The sequence below is a fragment of the Leisingera sp. M523 genome, from assembly GCF_025141335.1.
GTDB lineage: Bacteria > Pseudomonadota > Alphaproteobacteria > Rhodobacterales > Rhodobacteraceae > Leisingera.
Genome location: NZ_CP081036.1, coordinates 2,523,863 through 2,539,667 on the forward strand (window position 1 = coordinate 2,523,863; position 15,805 = coordinate 2,539,667).

General features: G+C 62.3%; 16 protein-coding genes. All 16 read right to left on the reverse strand.

All coding sequences use genetic code 11. The features are described from left to right. Positions 1-141: 141 nt before the first annotated feature. The 16 genes from ribD to K3557_RS12510 all read right to left on the reverse strand — a co-directional run bounded on the left by ribD (position 142) and on the right by K3557_RS12510 (position 15,612). A complete protein-coding gene (gene ribD, locus K3557_RS12435; protein ID WP_259992643.1) occupies positions 142-1,218 on the reverse strand; it encodes a bifunctional diaminohydroxyphosphoribosylaminopyrimidine deaminase/5-amino-6-(5-phosphoribosylamino)uracil reductase RibD in 1,077 nt (358 codons plus the stop codon). Between the two features lie 20 nt (positions 1,219-1,238). Beyond that, positions 1,239-1,706, reverse strand: coding sequence for a transcriptional regulator NrdR (nrdR, locus tag K3557_RS12440; protein ID WP_027259687.1), 468 nt, complete (start codon positions 1,704-1,706; stop codon positions 1,239-1,241). Positions 1,707-1,828: 122 nt separating this feature from the next. Then, positions 1,829-2,245: a secondary thiamine-phosphate synthase enzyme YjbQ gene (locus K3557_RS12445; protein ID WP_259994210.1), complete on the reverse strand. Its 417-nt coding sequence runs from the start codon at positions 2,243-2,245 to the stop codon at positions 1,829-1,831. A gap of 60 nt (positions 2,246-2,305) precedes the next feature. Then, positions 2,306-2,731 carry a hypothetical protein gene (locus K3557_RS12450; RefSeq protein ID WP_259986202.1) on the reverse strand — a complete coding sequence of 142 codons (426 nt, stop codon included), beginning with the start codon at positions 2,729-2,731 and terminating at the stop codon, positions 2,306-2,308. A gap of 886 nt (positions 2,732-3,617) precedes the next feature. Continuing rightward, positions 3,618-4,019, reverse strand: coding sequence for a hypothetical protein (locus K3557_RS12455; protein WP_259994212.1), 402 nt, complete (start codon positions 4,017-4,019; stop codon positions 3,618-3,620). A 106-nt stretch (positions 4,020-4,125) separates the two neighbouring features. Then, positions 4,126-4,422 (reverse strand): hypothetical protein, encoded by a 297-nt coding sequence (locus K3557_RS12460; RefSeq protein WP_259994214.1) that lies wholly within the window; start codon positions 4,420-4,422, stop codon positions 4,126-4,128. 85 nt (positions 4,423-4,507) lie between these two features. Next, on the reverse strand, positions 4,508-5,053 hold the full coding sequence (locus K3557_RS12465) for a DUF4166 domain-containing protein (protein ID WP_259994216.1): 546 nt from the start codon (positions 5,051-5,053) through the stop codon (positions 4,508-4,510). Then, positions 5,050-5,499 (reverse strand): thiol-disulfide oxidoreductase DCC family protein, encoded by a 450-nt coding sequence (locus tag K3557_RS12470; RefSeq protein WP_259994218.1) that lies wholly within the window; start codon positions 5,497-5,499, stop codon positions 5,050-5,052. Before K3557_RS12470 ends, K3557_RS12465 begins: the two co-directional genes overlap by 4 nt. Then, positions 5,500-5,985: a hypothetical protein gene (locus tag K3557_RS12475; RefSeq protein ID WP_259994219.1), complete on the reverse strand. Its 486-nt coding sequence runs from the start codon at positions 5,983-5,985 to the stop codon at positions 5,500-5,502. Positions 5,986-6,047: 62 nt separating this feature from the next. Further along, complete coding sequence (rpoD, locus tag K3557_RS12480) at positions 6,048-8,033, reverse strand: RNA polymerase sigma factor RpoD (RefSeq protein WP_129371578.1); 1,986 nt, start codon at positions 8,031-8,033, stop codon at positions 6,048-6,050. A gap of 134 nt (positions 8,034-8,167) precedes the next feature. Then, positions 8,168-10,165, reverse strand: a complete 1,998-nt coding sequence (gene dnaG, locus K3557_RS12485; RefSeq protein ID WP_259994220.1) for a DNA primase — start codon at positions 10,163-10,165, stop codon at positions 8,168-8,170. Between the two features lies 1 nt (position 10,166). After that, positions 10,167-10,505, reverse strand: coding sequence for a hypothetical protein (locus K3557_RS12490; protein WP_129371580.1), 339 nt, complete (start codon positions 10,503-10,505; stop codon positions 10,167-10,169). 37 nt (positions 10,506-10,542) lie between these two features. Beyond that, a complete protein-coding gene (locus tag K3557_RS12495) occupies positions 10,543-11,088 on the reverse strand; it encodes a sarcosine oxidase subunit gamma (protein ID WP_259994221.1) in 546 nt (181 codons plus the stop codon). Beyond that, positions 11,081-14,026 carry a sarcosine oxidase subunit alpha family protein gene (locus K3557_RS12500; RefSeq protein ID WP_259994222.1) on the reverse strand — a complete coding sequence of 982 codons (2,946 nt, stop codon included), beginning with the start codon at positions 14,024-14,026 and terminating at the stop codon, positions 11,081-11,083. Before K3557_RS12500 ends, K3557_RS12495 begins: the two co-directional genes overlap by 8 nt. Further along, a complete protein-coding gene (locus tag K3557_RS12505) occupies positions 14,023-14,292 on the reverse strand; it encodes a sarcosine oxidase subunit delta (RefSeq protein ID WP_259994223.1) in 270 nt (89 codons plus the stop codon). The genes K3557_RS12500 and K3557_RS12505 overlap by 4 nt, the downstream gene beginning before the upstream one ends. 66 nt (positions 14,293-14,358) lie before the next feature. Then, positions 14,359-15,612, reverse strand: coding sequence for a sarcosine oxidase subunit beta family protein (locus tag K3557_RS12510; RefSeq protein WP_259994224.1), 1,254 nt, complete (start codon positions 15,610-15,612; stop codon positions 14,359-14,361). Positions 15,613-15,805 lie beyond the last annotated feature (193 nt).

The following is a 15,805-nucleotide window of genomic DNA, read 5'->3' on the forward strand; positions in this document are numbered from 1 at the left end:
ACATCCTGGCTGACGCCAGCCCGCCCTTGGCGGCCTTGGGCGTGGCCCGGCGCGCAGCGCCGGGCCACGCCCAACGGAAGCGGAGCATGAAACATGCTCCAGTGACGGGCGGGAGAGCCTGCTCTGCACGGAAAAGGATGATCAGCGCAACGCGCGGGTCCAGCGGTGCAGGATGTCTTTGCCGAGGGGGCGGGTTTCAACCAGCTCAAACCGCGGCGCTTCCTCCAGCCGGCCGATGCCAAGCGCACCGATCGACGGCAGACCCTCGGCCCCGATCCCCAGACCCGCAGTGAAGCCGATCAGCTCATCCACCAGATCAAATGCCAAAAGCGATGCCGCCAGCGCGCTGCCGCCTTCACAGAACACCCGTGTCAGACCCGCCTGCCCCAACTGCTGCAGCACATCCGCCGCGTCCAGCTGTACCCCGTGCGACGCACAGGGGATCAGATTGGCACCCAGCCCTTCCCAGGCCTGAATGCGTTCATGATCAGCGCCGTGGCCATGGCAGAGCCAGACCGGCACGTCCTTGGCGGTGCGGGCCAACTGACCCATCAGCGGCAAGTCCAGATGGCGCGAGATCACCACCCGCACAGGCTGGTGCTCCACCCCCAGATCGCGCACGGTCAGCGAGGGATCATCAGCCCGCGCAGTCCCGCCGCCGACCATCACCGCGTCATGGCGCGCGCGCATCGCGTGCACGGCGCGACGGGCCTCCGGTCCGGTGATCCATTTGCTTTGGCCCGATCCGGTGGCGATACGCCCGTCGAAACTGGCGGCCAGCTTCAGGGTCACCAGCGGGCGGCCCTGCTCAGTCTTCAGGAAGAACCCAGCATGATCCCGCGCTGCCTGTGCCCCCCATATTCCGGTGGCCACATCGATGCCCGCATTGCGCAGCATCTGAAATCCGTGCCCCGACACCCGCGGATCGCTGTCTTCAATCGCGGCAACAACCCGCGCCACACCGGCGTCAATCAGCGCCTGCGCACAGGGCGGTGTTTCGCCGTGATGGGCGCAAGGTTCCAGCGTCACATAAGCCGTGGCACCGCGTGCGGCCCCGCCGGCCTGCGCCAGTGCTTCGGTTTCTGCATGAGGGCGGCCGCCCGGCCTGGTCCAGCCGCGGCCCACCACGCGGCCGCCCTGCACGATAACACAGCCCACTGCCGGGTTGGGCCAGCAGTTGCCCTGCCCGCGCCGTCCCAGGGACAGCGCCAGCGCCATGAAACGGTGATCAGCGTCCATTATTCTTCCGGTGCAACTGGCGGGCGCAGCTCGTGAACAAAATCCTCGAAGTCATCTGCCGCCTGGAAATTCTTGTAAACGCTGGCAAAGCGCACGTATGCCACGGTGTCGATCCGGGCCAGTGCCTCCATCACGATCTCGCCGATTTTCTTCGAGCCGATATCGGTCTCGCCCATGCTTTCGAGCCGCCGCACGATGCCCGAGATCATCTGATCAATGCGCTCCGGCTCAATCGGGCGTTTTTGCATCGAGATGCGGATCGAGCGTTCCAGCTTGTCGCGGTCGAAATCCTCGCGCTTGCCGCTGGTTTTGATCACCACAAGATCGCGCAGCTGCACCCGTTCGTAGGTGGTGAAACGGCCGCCGCAAGCCGGGCAGAACCGGCGCCGCCGGATCGAAACATGATCTTCGGCGGGGCGTGAATCCTTGACCTGAGTGTCGATATTTCCGCAAAATGGGCAGCGCATCCGCCTGCTCCCTCAATCCTGTCAGCCTATTGTTTGTGCCGGTGTTTGCCCGGTTATCCACAACTATAGGCTACCCTCCAGAATTTGGGTAGTGGTGATTTATGGCCGCTAGATAAAGAGGTTCAGGCCAGATGCGCGGCCACATGCCGCTGGTGCGGACGATCGCGGTGTTCAAACAGGTAGATCCCCTGCCAGGTGCCCAGCACCAGTGCACCGCGGCTGACAGGGACCGACAGGCTGACTGGCATCATCGCCGCTTTGATATGGGCGGGCATGTCGTCCGGCCCCTCATAGGTGTGGCGCAAATAGGCCATTGCGGGATCGGAGGAAGGCGGCACCAGGCGTGAAAAGAAGGCCCGAAGGTCGGTCTGCACCTCGTGGTCGGCATTTTCCTGGATCAGCAGCGAACAGGAGGTATGGCGGACAAACAGGGTCAGCAGCCCATCCTGCAGGCCGGACCCGGAAACCCAGGCCTGCACGTCGCGGGTGAACTCATAAAGGCCCTGCCCGCACGTCGGAATGGTGAACTCATACTGCATAAATCATTTGTGGCGGAACCCGGTCCGGCTGGCAACCGCTGCGGCCGGCGAAAGCGGACGCTAAGGCAACCAGCGGTCCCGGCCGGGCAGCCGGTCATAACAATAGGTTTGTGCAGCCGTCACATGCAGATTGTCACCTGCCTCGCGCACATTCAGCGACAGGCTGGAGGAGCGGTCCGGAACACCAGGCGGCAGGCCAAAGGCAAATTGCACCGCTTTGCGCCCCGGCCGGTTGACCGAAGGCCCGACCCCGCGCCAGACATAGATGCGCTGGTTCACCGGCGCCCGCAGCTGGCGGATCGCAAAATCACCGATACCGCACCAATAATCCTGTGCGCCAGTCCCGACCCGGGCCACCACTTCCCAGACGCCTTCGGACACTGGCAGCACCTCATGGCGGTTGATTGCCCGCCAGGCAGCGCTTGCTTCAGGCAATAGGAGAAGCGCCCCGGCCAGACCGGCAATGGCTGCAATGCGTTTGGTCATCTAATTCTCCTTGTTTCAACAGCCGCCAGATATCAAGCAGGCCCTGGCTCAGGGTCGTCCCGGCAGCCTGTCGCAATAACTAAAAGCCCGCTGCACACTCATGCTTTGGCCGGCCTTCAGGCTATTGATATTGCCACGGCTTGCCGCAGGCGCCAAACCCGCATTCAGGGTGAACTGAACCGCTGATACGCGGTTTGTTGTCTCGCTTGCCCCCAACCCGCGGGTGATAAACAGATCCGCCTTCCACGGCGCTCCTAGGTCCCGCTGAGCATGATCAGCTGCAGCACACCAGAAGAATGCCCCGGCTGAGATTTTCGGCACCACCTCAAAGATATCTTGCGATACTGCATTGATATGCGCCGCCCTGCGGTCATTCCAGGCCGCGGCCGGCTCTGGCAGAAAAAACGGCAGAGCGGTGGCGAGAGACAGGACAGATATCCAGATTTTCATGTCGGACCCCTTTCAGTTATTGTGCGCCGCCCGGCAACCAGGCAGATACCGAAAAGTGTAAGGAGAATTGAAACACAAGCGACTCACACTGCTGTGCGGTCACTGTGGCAAGTCACGCCCCGGCTCTTTCACACTGTTTTCAAGGCCATCGACATTTGAGAAAACTCCGCTTTGTCAGCCCCTTAACTACAGCACGGCAGAGACAAGCATGAGCTGCGATTCCACCTGAAACGTTACTTTGGCGCAAACGCAACTGGGGTTCTATCCGGGCAGCAGCTCACGCTCGATGACACTGTATTGCGAAGGATGCTGCAGAAGAACTGGCCATCCATTGCTACAAGAGGATTGCGCAGCTACTGGAGCGACCGGCACCAGTAGACAGCCAATTGTCATCATACAACGTCACATCCGCGCAAGTTCAAATGCTTCGAATCCATTACAACGCCGGTTCATTCACGCAATAGCCGTATCCCTGCTGCACTGACATGCTTTCCCCGGGACGAAAACCCAGCGACAGCCAGCCTGTTTTGGGTTCGACACCGCTCCGTTTCGGGTAGAGCGTGAACTGCACCGAGGACCGGCGCCCGGTGGTGACGCTGACATCACGGCCCCGCACCACGTAAAACCGGTCCATCCAGCCAGCGCCCAGCTCGCGGCGGGCGTATTCGGCAGCCGCACACCAGTAATCCCAGGTGCCGCCGGAGCCGCGCGGCACCACCTCATAGACCGTGTCATTGACCGGCAGCACCCGCACGCCGCGGTTGGTAATGAAGGCATCCGCAGCTGCGGGACTGGAAGAAAGACAAGCCAGGATGGCAGCGCAAAGGAGGTGTTTCATTCGGAAATATCCCTGTGTTCGCTTCAACATAGGGATTTGCCGCAGCGGCTCCAATAGACCGGCAGCACCTTTGTAACGACCTCTCGCAGATGTGTGAACGCCCGGCTTAGGCGCGGGACGGGAACGGAATGATCTCCGCACTGTCCCGCTGATGGCTCAGCACGCCTTCCAGAATGGCAAGCGCTGCAGCATTCGGCACGGTGCCAGTGTCCGGGTGGAACTTTTCGCGCGCCTGCCGGCGCAGCATATCCTTGGTCTCAGCACCATCCATTTGCTTAAGCGCATCCCCCTGATCCGCCAAAGCCTCGACCATGAACTGGTTGGCCGTCACCAGATCATTCAACGATTGAAGCTTTGCAGTCAGCGCCAGCAGTGCCGTGTTCATATTGGTATGTGCAGACATTTTCTTCCCCCCGGAAGGCCAATGGGCAACAGCATCGATTTTAAGGGCCGATGCCGCGCCGGGCAATGACAGGGTTAGCAAATGGTTAACGTCTGAGGTCCAGCTCCGGCAGCACCAGAAACCCGCTGTAACGCACCAGCAAGCCGATGCGCGGCAGGCTGGCAGAGATGTCAAATCCCAAGTGCCCCTCCGGTGTTTCAAATTCGGTAGCGGCGCTTTGCGGGCAAAGAGCTTGGGGCAGCGGCAGGCCGAACAGCCGGGCCCTCTCCACCGAGACCACCATTGCGCCTTGCTGAGCCGAGACGGCCAGGTCCAGTTCGACCAAGCCGAAGCGTTCCACTGCTCTGCCTGTTTGCGGATCATACCGCAAGTGCGAGCGGGTCAGGAATTTTCCGAAACTGCGCCGCCAGACATGGCCCTTGCCCTGCGGGGCGACATCCAGCCGGAACCGGGTTTCGGCCATTGGCGGCGGAAAGCCTGCAAGCGCCGCCAGCAGCCGCGCCCAGCGGCTGCCGCCCTCAACCTTGACCATGCCGTGGCTGCGTTGCGGCGGCTGCGCATGGAACCGCAGCAGGGCCGGCGGCACCTCCAGGTCTTGTGCCGCGATGATGTCGCCAAAGGCATCCCTCATGACTCAAAGCCTCCGTCGGCGAACCGGGCGCGAACCTCAGGACCAGGGATCAGGCACGTATCAAAGCGGCCGAACAGCCGGTAGCGGTTGCGGGCGATGCTGAAGTACAGCGCATCCTTCAACCGCCCCGGCAGGAACCGGCAGACAGACAAGGCCGGCCAGGGCCCGGGCAGCGCCCGCATTGCGGCGGCAAAGGCATCCAGCCGCTGATAGGTGCGGCCATCCACTATCACCAGATTGGTCTCGAAATTATCCGTCGGCAGGCCATGCTGGCGGTAGAGCTGCTGCCCCAGCGGCGACTGCGCGGTGGCAAAGGAGAACCGCCCGGCCCGGTCATGGCGCAGCATGAAGCGGAAGAAGCCCGAGCACAGCACGCATTCGCCGTCGAAGACGATGAGGTCTTTGCCTGCCGCCGCAGCCGCAGCCCTGTCCTGCAGCCCAGGCACTTAACGCCAGCTCTGGGTTTCAGGCGAATAGATTTGGCCGGCCGCCTCTTTGGCTTCAAACAAAGGCAATGAATAGCCGGAAGCCGAAACACTGCCGGTATCACATTGCCTGCTGGCGACCTGCTGACCATCCTTATCGACAATGATGCCGCCGCTCATCGGAGATTCTGCGCCGGGATCCTTCTTGATCGCGTAATGGGCCGTGTAAGAATACCCGCCGTTCTCAAAGGTGAACGCCTCCCAGATCGATTTCCCGATACCGGGCCAAGGCGTCATATCCACATCGCGCACATGGCGGGCCAGTGCCAGTTCCGGCTTCCTGTCAGATTCACCATACGCATAAGTCGCATGATCGCCCATCAGACACGTTTCCAGATAGCTTGCTCCGCCATTGAACGTGCAGGAAACAAGTATGGTTGAGCCATCAGGACAGGCATGAACAGCATTCGCCGCGAGCAGAAAACTACCGATCAAAAATGCGCGCATGAAACCTCCAATTAAAAAGGGCGTCCCCAAAGGGACGCCCTGAAACAATACCAGCCCAAATATTACTGATCCAGGAAGCTGCGCAGTTTGCGGCTGCGGCTGGGATGCTTCAGTTTCCGCAAGGCTTTCGCCTCGATCTGGCGGATCCGTTCGCGGGTCACGCTGAACTGCTGGCCGACTTCTTCCAGCGTGTGGTCAGTGTTCATGCCGATGCCGAACCGCATCCGCAGAACCCGTTCCTCGCGCGGGGTGAGCGACGCCAGAACCCGGGTGGTGGTTTCCTTGAGGTTTTCCTGAATGGCGCTGTCCAAGGGCAGCACGGCATTCTTATCCTCGATGAAATCACCCAGCTGGCTGTCTTCCTCGTCCCCGATCGGGGTTTCAAGGCTGATCGGCTCCTTGGCGATCTTCATCACCTTGCGGACCTTCTCCAGCGGCATCTGCAGCTTTTCAGCCAGCTCTTCCGGGGTCGGCTCGCGGCCGATCTCATGCAGCATCTGGCGGCCGGTGCGGACCAGCTTGTTGATGGTCTCGATCATGTGGACCGGGATCCGGATGGTGCGGGCCTGATCCGCGATGGAGCGGGTGATCGCCTGACGGATCCACCAGGTCGCATAGGTCGAGAATTTGTAGCCGCGGCGGTATTCGAACTTGTCCACCGCCTTCATCAGGCCGATGTTGCCTTCCTGGATCAGGTCCAGGAACTGCAGACCGCGGTTGGTGTACTTCTTGGCAATCGAGATCACCAGGCGCAGGTTGGCCTCGACCATTTCCTTCTTGGCCTGGCGGGCTTCTTTTTCGCCCTTTTGAACCTGCTGCACAATGCGGCGGAATTCCGAGATATCCAGACCGACATACTGGCCGACCTGGGCCATGTCGGCGCGCAGTTCTTCGACCTTGTCAGTCGAGCGTTCGATGAACATCTGCCAGCCGCGGCCGGGCTTGCCGCCCATGTCGGCCAGCCAGTTCGGGTCCAGCTCACGGCCGCGGTAGGCATCAATGAACTCGCGGCGGTTGATGCGGGCCTGGTCGGCCAGCTTGACCATCGCGCTGTCAATCTGCATCACCCGGCGGTTAATGCCGTAAAGCTGGTCGATCAGCGCCTCGATCCGGTTGTTGTGCAGATGCAGCCCATTCACCAGCTCAACGATTTCCGAACGCAGCGCCTGATAGGTCGCCTCGTCCTGAGTGCTGAAAGAGCCGTCCTCGTTCAGGGTCGCCGAGATCCGGCTGTCCTGCATTTCGGACAGCTGCGCAAAGTCGGTCGAGATCCGCTCCAGCGTGACCAGAACCCGGTCCTTGAGCGCGGCCTCCATCGCGGCCAGCGACATGTTGGCCTGTTCGTCCTCGTCATCGTCATCATCGCTGGCAATCGGGTTGCCGTCGGCGTCCAGCTCGGGACCTTCGTCTTTGACCGGCTTGGCCGCGGCCACAGCAGATGTATCGACAACCGGCGCTTCCTCCTCGCCGTCTTCGTCCAACTGATTGCCAAAGGTGGCCTCCAGGTCGATGACGTCGCGCAGCAGGATGTCCTCGGACAGAAGTTCGTCGTGCCAGATGGTGATCGCCTGGAAGGTCAGCGGGCTTTCGCACAGCCCCAGGATCATCGTATTGCGGCCGGCTTCGATCCGCTTGGCGATGGCAATCTCGCCTTCGCGGCTCAGCAGCTCAACCGAGCCCATCTCGCGCAGGTACATGCGCACCGGATCATCGGTGCGGTCCAGCTTTTCAGCCTGGGCGCCGGCCAGCGCAACCTCGCGCGGGCCTTCGGTGGTCACAAGGTCGGTGGTGCCCTTGTTCTCTTCTTCTTCGGCCTCTTCGTCCTCGATGATGTTGATGCCCATTTCACTGAGCATCGACATCACGTCTTCGATCTGTTCCGAACTGACCTGATCCGGCGGCAGAACCTGATTGAGCTGATCGTAGGTGATGTAGCCTTTCTCGCGGGCCTCCGCGATCATCTTCTTGACCTGAGTCTGGCTCATGTCGAGTGAGATTTCGGCATCCTGATCGTCAGGTTTGCGGTCGTCGGTGTCTTTGGCGGCCATTCATTGCTCCTACTCAGGGGCTGCGGGGCGATTCGGGTCGCGCGAATCATTAGCGCGATTCTCTGATTCGTCACCCCGTTTACCCAATTTTCCTGTGCTCTTCCTTAGCAAAACGCAGAATCAGGCAATCTGTGTCATTTACCGGAAAAGCCGATCCGATCCAAAAGGGCGCCGAATGCGTCGCGCTCATCCCGGCTGACCCGCGCGCCGTTCTCGCCCACATCATACTGCGCCTGGTCCTCATTCTCGCTGCGCACTGCCTTGTTCTTGGCCTCGGCTGCCTGCCGCAACCGCCAGGTCAGCGCCTCATCTGCAAGACCGTCCAGATCCTCTTCGGCCTCTGCCAGTTCCGCGTCCAGCCCGCGCCGTGCCTCAAGTTTTGCCAGTTCCTCGGCCAGGGTCATGCTGGCCAGTTCGGTGTCGCCGGGTTTGCGCAGGCAGGGGGTGATTGCGACATGGCGAAGCCCAAAGAGGTTTTCAAGGGCATGAGGCCCCAAAGACCAGTCGATTTCCTCGCGCAGACGCTCCGGCGCGCCGATGCCAAAGCGCAGCACCATATCCCGCAGCACCGCCAGATCCGGGTCGGCGCATTGCAGGCGCTCAAGGCTGGTTTCGAATTCGGGGATCACAGCCGGGGTGGTGATTGCCGTGGCCAGGATCACCGCTTCGCGCATGGCGGCAAAAAATTCGTCTTCGGCACCTGCCACCAGCGAGGCACGGGTGGTTGCCCGCGGCTGCGGGATCGGGCCAAAGCCTTTGCCGGGTTTCCACGGCGGACGGCTGCCATCGCGAAAACCGCCGCTGCGGGACCCGCGCTGCTGGAAACCGCCCTCGCCGCCGCTGCGGTTACTGCGGAACAGCTGCCAGCGCATCTCCTTGACGTCTTCGCCGTAATGCTTGCGGATCGACGGGTCGCGGATCAGCTTGATCTTCTCGCGCAAGGATTTGTCCAGCGACGCCTTGCGTTCGGGGCTGTCGAAGACTTTGCCCTCGGTCTCGCGCTGCCACAGCAGCTTAACCATCGGCATCGCCTGATCCAGCACCGCCTGCACCGCCTCCGGGCCTTTACTGCGGATCAGATCGTCGGGGTCCTTGCCCTCGGGCATGATGGCAAAGCGCAGGGATTTTCCGGCCTCCAGCAGCGGCAGCGCCAGATCAATCAGCCGCATGGCAGCACGGATACCAGCGGTGTCGCCGTCCAGCGCGATGATCGGCTCATCCGACATCCGCCACAGCATCTGCAGCTGGTTTTCGGTGATCGCAGTGCCCAGCGGCGCCACGCAGGACTGAAACCCGCCCTCGGCCAGCGCAATCACATCCATATAGCCTTCGGCCACAACCAGCGTGGAACCCCGCCCCGACGCCGCCCGTGCAGGTCCGTGATTGTACAGGCTGCGGCCCTTGTCGAACAGCTCGGTCTCGGGCGAGTTCAGGTATTTGGCATTGTCATTCGGGTCCATTGCCCGGCCGCCAAAGGCAATCGCGCGGCCGCGCGCGTCGCGGATCGGGAACATGATCCGGTTGCGGAAGGTGTCATAAGGCTTGCCGCCCTTGTTCGAGGGTTTGGCCAGCCCGGCGCCGATGATCAGGTCTTCGGGCACGTTTTTGCCGCGCAGCCCGTCCCACAAGGCTTGCCAGCCATCAGGGGCAAAGCCGATTTCCCAGCGGTCCAGCGCCGGCGGCGTCAGCCCGCGGCGCTGCAGGTAAGCACGGGCGTCATGAGCGCCGTTGGTCTTGAGCTGCAGGCGGAAGAACTGCACCGCCTGCTCCATCACTTCGGCCAGCAGCGTCCGGCGGTCCTGTTTTTCCTGCGCGCGCGGGTCGCGCTTGGGCATTTCCATGCCCGCCTCTTGCGCCAGGATCTCCACCGCCTCCATGAAACCGACGTTCTCGGTCTCCTGGATGAACTTCAGCGCGTCGCCTTTGGCATGGCAGCCGAAGCAGTAATAGAACCCCTTGCGGTCCTCGACATGGAAAGACGCGGTTTTCTCGTGGTGAAAGGGGCACGGGCTCCAAAAGTCACCTTTGCCCGGCTGCGACTTGCGCTGATCCCACATGACCTTGCGCCCGACAACATCAGAGATACTGACTCGGGTGCGCAATTCATCCAGAAAGCCGGGCGGCAGGGACATATCAGTTCGACTTCAGCTGTTTCTGCATCGCCTGGATCTGATCCCAGTTCTGCAGGCACTGTTCCTCGAAGGCCGCACCAAGATCAACGTCGCGCAGATCGCGCCGTTTCATCGCATAGACATGGTTCGTCAGCTGCGGGATCGCCTTGGAATAGGTCTCAGGCCAGTCCGGTTCGCTGTCCAGTACCGCCTGCTCCACCTCTTCCTGTTTCACCCGGTCCAGCCGCGCCTGCTGCACCGCGGCCATGACCTGGCCCTGGTACTTGCAGCTTTGTTCTTTGGTTTCAGAAGCATAGGCCGGAGCCGCCAATAAGGCGGCTGCAAGGGCAATGCGGATCATAGATGCGCTCCGGGAATCAGTTGGTGATCCCCAAAGGTTACCCCCGCGCCGCGACAGCTTCCATCGCTGTTTTCAAATCATGCACAAGCGTTTTCGCCATCGAGCGGAACACCATGATCTGAAACGCCTGCGGGCCGGTGCGGGTCACAGACGCCATCATGTGCTTCAGCTCGGCCCGCACGGTATGGCCGCGTTTGAACACCTGGTTCCGCAGATCCACTGGCACCAGCCGCGCCAGCACGTCCTCAGCGCCCGCACCCTCCAGCCGCACCACGGCCCAGGCGTCGCTCTGATCCGTCAGCGCGGCGTGCCCCGCCAGCTTGGCATCCGGCGCAGGCCCTATCAGCAATGCCATGTCCCGCCCGAACCAGACAGCGCGGCTGCCGGCCTTGCCGGTCGCACGATTCGGCGCCGGGAACGCCATGCCATGGGCCGTTTCCAGCGCTTTGCTCAGCGCCTCCTGCTGGCCCTTGAACGGGGCCACGGTCCACATCGCACCCGGGTGTTCCTCGGTCAGGCTCATGCCGCCGATACTTGCCGGAACCAGCCCCTCACAGGGGCTTTTTGCTATCAGTTCAGCCACGGGCACGCCCTCCTTCGGGGTCAAAGAACACAGGCGGCACAATCTCGCACAGGGTGTCAACGCCGCGCATGTGGTCAACCAGACGCACGGTTTCGCCGATCCGGTCGGGGCCTTCCTTCAGGAACGCCAGGCCGACCGGATGCCCCAGCGTCGGCGAATAGCCTGCCGAGGTCACATAGCCCTGATCATAGATCCGCTCGACCGGATCGCCCGGTGTGAACAGATGCGCGCCGGCAGTGATCTCCTTGGCCGCGCCAACCGGTTTCAAGCCCACCAGGCGCATCCGCTCCTCGGCCATCAGCCCCTCACGGGTGGACATCGGCTTGCCCAGGAAATCCTTCTTCCTGGACATCATCCCCTGCAGGCCCAAATCAAAGGCGGTCACTGTGCCGTTGATCTCGGCATGGGTGATCAGCCCCTTCTCAATCCGCAGCACGTTGAGCGCTTCCATCCCATAGGCCCCGCCGCCCACCGCCTCGGCCCGCTTCAGCAGCTCGCGGAACAGCGCCTCGCCATAGCGCGCAGGCACGGCCACCTCATAGGCGTGTTCGCCCGAGAAGGAGATCCGGAACAGCCGCCCCTTGACGCCCAGCACGGTCGCCTCACCGCAGGCCATGAAGGGCCAGGTTTCGCCGTTGACCTCCTCGTCCAGCAGCCTGTTCAGCAGCTCTTGCGACTTGGGGCCGGCCACGGCAAACTGCGCCCATTGCTCGGTCACCGAGGTAAAGCGCACGTCCCAATCGGGGTGCAACACTTGGCTGACAAACTCCATATGCGCCATCACCTGCCCTGCCGCAGCGGTGGTGGTGGTCATGACATAATGGTTCTCGCCCAGCCGCGCGGTGGTGCCGTCATCCATGACAAAGCCATCCTCACGCAGCATCAGCCCATAGCGCACCTTGCCCACCTTCAGCGTGCTGAAGGTGTTGGTATAAAGATGATCCAGGAACTTGCCCGCATCGGCGCCCTGAATGTCGATCTTGCCCAGGGTGGAGACATCGCAGATGCCCACCGCATTGCGCACGCACGTCACTTCACGGTCGCAGGACTGGCGCCAATTGGTCTCCCCCGGTTTCGGGTAATAGGCGGCCCGGTACCACAGGCCGACCTCCAGCTGATGCGCACCGCGGGTGTCGCTTTCAGCGTGCGAGGTCAGGAAGCGCTGCGGCTTGAAACCTTCATCCGTGGCCCCCGCCCCGATGGCGCCAATCGCCACCGGCACAAATGGCGGGCGGAAGGTTGTGGTGCCGGTCTCGGGGATCGTCCGCCCCGTGGCATCCGCCAGCACCGCCAGTGCGGCAACGTTGGAATTCTTGCCCTGATCCGTCGCCATCCCTTGGGTGGTGTAGCGCTTCATATGCTCGACAGAGCGGAAGTTCTCGACCGCTGCCTGCTTCACATCCTTGACCGTTACATCGTTCTGAAAATCGAGCCAGGCGCGGCCCTTGCCGGGTACAGCCCAGAGTGCCGCAATACGGTAAGGATCATCCTCGGCATCCGGCAGATCAGCGGCAGCGGGTTTCAGGCCCAGCGCTTCCAGCACCTTGCCCGCGGCTTCAGCCCCTTCGCGCAGCGCGCCTGCGGTGGAGAATGTGCCGTTGCAAGCCCCCGCGGTGACCATGCCCGGCACGGCCCCCTCGGCAGGCACAAAGCCCAGCACATCGCGTTTCCACACCGGGCGGCTGTTCAGATGGCAGGTCAGATGCACAGACGGGTTCCAACCGTCGGACATCGCCAGGCAATCGGTCTGGATCTTCTCCTCGCCCTTGACCGAGCGCACAGTGATACTGTCCACCCGATGCCGTCCGGCGGAACCGCAAACCTGCGCGCCCTTGATCACCTGATAAGGGCCGCTGTCCGGCGCTTCGTGGCGGCTGTCGATCACCGCTGCAATGTGCACCCCTGCGTCATGCAGGTCGCGCGCGGTCCGGTGCGCCTGATCGTTGTTGGCAAAGACGGTGACCCGCTCCCCCGGCGCCACACCCCAGCGGTTCAGATAGGCGCGCACGGCGCCCGCCATCATGATGCCAGGCCGGTCGTTGTTACGGAACGCGACCGGACGCTCGATCGCACCTGCCGCCAGCACCGCGTGTTTGGCCGCGATCCGCCAAAAGCATTCGCGCGGCAGATGGCTGCCCTTCAGCGAATGCCGCCGCGGCAAGTGATGCGAGACCCGCTCCAGCGCGCCATAAGTGCCCTGATCATAGGCGCCAGTGACAGCGGTGCGGGTCATCAGCCGCACATTGTCCATCGCCTCAAGCTCAGCCAGCACGTCCGCGGCCCATTCATGGCCCGGCTTGCCGCTGACGTCTTCGCGTTCCGCCAAAAGACGCCCGCCTATGCGGCTGTCTTCTTCTGCCAGAATCACATCGGCCCCAGCCCGGCCTGCAGTCAACGCCGCCATCAGCCCGGCAGGACCCGAACCGATCACCAGTACATCGCAAAAGGCAAAGGCTTTCTCGTAGCGGTCCTGATCCGCCTCGCCCGACAGCGCACCAAGCCCTGCCGCATTGCGGATCATCGGCTCGTAGAGCTTTTCCCAGAACGCCGCCGGCCACATGAAGGTCTTGTAATAGAACCCCGCAGTAAAGAACGGCGCCGCCAGGTCATTGACCGCCATCACGTCGCGCTCAACCGAGGGCCAGCAATTCTGGCTGCGCGCATCCAGCCCCTCATAGATCTCCTGCTGGGTGGCACGGACGTTCGGATCCTGCTGGCCGCCGGCGCCGGTGGTCACCAGCGCATTCGGCTCCTCGCTGCCCGCAGTCAGCACCCCGCGCGGACGGTGGTATTTGAACGATCGCGCCATCAGATGCACATCATTGGCCAGCAGCGCCGCGGCCAGCGTGTCCCCTTCCAGCCCCATCATGTGACGGCCATTAAAAGAGAACGTAATCGGCTTCGCACCCTGGTTCAGCCCTTTTCCGGGAAGCCTCATGTCTTACCTCCCAGCCCGGCCTCGGACGCCAGCTGCACCGCCAGAATCTCATGGGTCGACGTATTGCGAGTGACCTTCAGCCAGGAATTGCAGCCCATCTCGTGATACCACAGCTCATCCAGCGGCCCCGCCGGGTTTTCGCGCAGGTTCACATAGGCGTGCCAGGCATCCAGACCAGCGCCCTCAGCCGGGCGCTCCAGCGCGGCCCCTTTATAATAGAATTCGCGGCGGTCCCTTTCGCCGCAGAGCGGACAGGCAATCCTCATGACCAGCGCCCTTTCATCTTTCTGAAAAAACTCCCGCCGGAGGCAAACCCGGCGCATTCAAAACGCTTAGTGCAAGTTATGCTGCGCACCGGTCCCCTCCTCATCCATCAGGCCGTGGCCGCTGCGGAAACGGTCCAGCTTCAGTTTGGTTGCTGCCCCATGCGGGCGGTCTGTGGCGATCAGATGCGCATAGACATGGCCTGACGCCGGCGTCGCCTTAAAGCCGCCGTAGCACCAGCCGCAATTCAGATAGAGGCCGTCAACCGGCGAATGATCGATAATGGGCGAGCCATCCGGCGTCATGTCCATGATACCGCCCCAGCTGCGCAAGAGCCGCGCCTTGCTGACCGCCGGCACCATCGCCACAAAGCTTTCCATCGTGTGCTCCACCATCGGCAGGTTCCCCCGCGCCGCGTATGAGCTGTAGAAATCCAGGTAGCTGCCAAACACCAGCCCGCCCTTGTCCGACTGGCTGATATACAGATGCCCTTCGGCAAAGGTGATCACATGATCCACCATGGGTTTCAGCCCTTCGGAAACAAAAGCCTGCAGCACGTGGCTCTCAATAGGCAGGGTCAGACCCGCCATCGCCGCCACCTGGCCGGAGCGCCCCGCGGCGGCCAGCGCCACCTTCTTGGCCCGGATCGGTCCGCGGGCGGTCTGCACGCCCACAACCTTGCCGTTCTCCACGTCGATGCCGGTCACTTCGCAGTTCTGGATCAGATCCACCCCGCGCATATCGGCGCCGCGGGCATAGCCCCAGGCCACCGCGTCATGGCGCGCAGTACCCGCCCGGCGCTGCATCAGCCCGCCCATGATCGGGAAGCGGTTGCTGTCAAAATTCAGGAACGGCGCCATCTGACGCACCTGTTCGCGGCTCAGGATCTCAGCATCGTCACCCTGGTTGATGATCGCGTTGCCCCGCCGCACCGCCGCATCGCGCTGGCCGTCGTTGTGGTACAGGTTGAGGATGCCGCGCTGCGACATCATCGCGTTGTAATTCAGGTCCTGCTCCATCCCCTCCCACAGTTTCAGCGAGTGGGAATAAAACTCGGAATTGCCCGGCAGATAGTAGTTCGCCCGTACGATGGTGGTGTTGCGCCCCACATTGCCGCCGCCGAGATAACCCTTTTCCAGCACTGCAACATTGGTAATGCCGTGTTCTTTGGCCAGGTAGTAGGCGGTCGCCAGACCGTGGCCGCCGCCGCCGATGATCACCACGTCATATTCGGACTTGGGTGCGGGGTCGCGCCAGTGCGGCGTCCAGCCCTTGTTTCCGGTGAGCCCCTCTTTGAGCACACGCCATCCCGAAAACCGCATGTCGTCCCTCCCCGTCAAATCACTTCCGATGCCCGGAAAAAAGGTGACCCGGACCTTGGCGGCATTGCTACCCGCTTTCGCCTGCTGCTCCTAGCCCCAAGGATCAATTTGCGGCAGTTCAGCCCGGCTTTGCTGCAAAACACACGAACTGATCACATGTGTCTAGTAATAATTGCGACAGGTCGTGACGTAT

Coding starts and splice junctions, on each gene's coding strand:
- K3557_RS12445 (WP_259994210.1), bottom strand. CDS start 2,245: ATGCAGTATGAGTTCACCATTCCGACGTGCGGGCAGGGCCTTTATGAG.
- K3557_RS12450 (WP_259986202.1), bottom strand. CDS start 2,731: ATGACCAAACGCATTGCAGCCATTGCCGGTCTGGCCGGGGCGCTTCTC.
- K3557_RS12490 (WP_129371580.1), bottom strand. CDS start 10,505: ATGATCCGCATTGCCCTTGCAGCCGCCTTATTGGCGGCTCCGGCCTAT.
- nrdR (WP_027259687.1), bottom strand. CDS start 1,706: ATGCGCTGCCCATTTTGCGGAAATATCGACACTCAGGTCAAGGATTCA.
- K3557_RS12460 (WP_259994214.1), bottom strand. CDS start 4,422: ATGTCTGCACATACCAATATGAACACGGCACTGCTGGCGCTGACTGCA.
- rpoD (WP_129371578.1), bottom strand. CDS start 8,033: ATGGCCGCCAAAGACACCGACGACCGCAAACCTGACGATCAGGATGCC.
- K3557_RS12500 (WP_259994222.1), bottom strand. CDS start 14,026: ATGAGGCTTCCCGGAAAAGGGCTGAACCAGGGTGCGAAGCCGATTACG.
- K3557_RS12475 (WP_259994219.1), bottom strand. CDS start 5,985: ATGCGCGCATTTTTGATCGGTAGTTTTCTGCTCGCGGCGAATGCTGTT.
- K3557_RS12455 (WP_259994212.1), bottom strand. CDS start 4,019: ATGAAACACCTCCTTTGCGCTGCCATCCTGGCTTGTCTTTCTTCCAGT.
- K3557_RS12510 (WP_259994224.1), bottom strand. CDS start 15,612: ATGCGGTTTTCGGGATGGCGTGTGCTCAAAGAGGGGCTCACCGGAAAC.
- K3557_RS12465 (WP_259994216.1), bottom strand. CDS start 5,053: ATGAGGGATGCCTTTGGCGACATCATCGCGGCACAAGACCTGGAGGTG.
- K3557_RS12505 (WP_259994223.1), bottom strand. CDS start 14,292: ATGAGGATTGCCTGTCCGCTCTGCGGCGAAAGGGACCGCCGCGAATTC.
- ribD (WP_259992643.1), bottom strand. CDS start 1,218: ATGGCGCTGGCGCTGTCCCTGGGACGGCGCGGGCAGGGCAACTGCTGG.
- dnaG (WP_259994220.1), bottom strand. CDS start 10,165: ATGTCCCTGCCGCCCGGCTTTCTGGATGAATTGCGCACCCGAGTCAGT.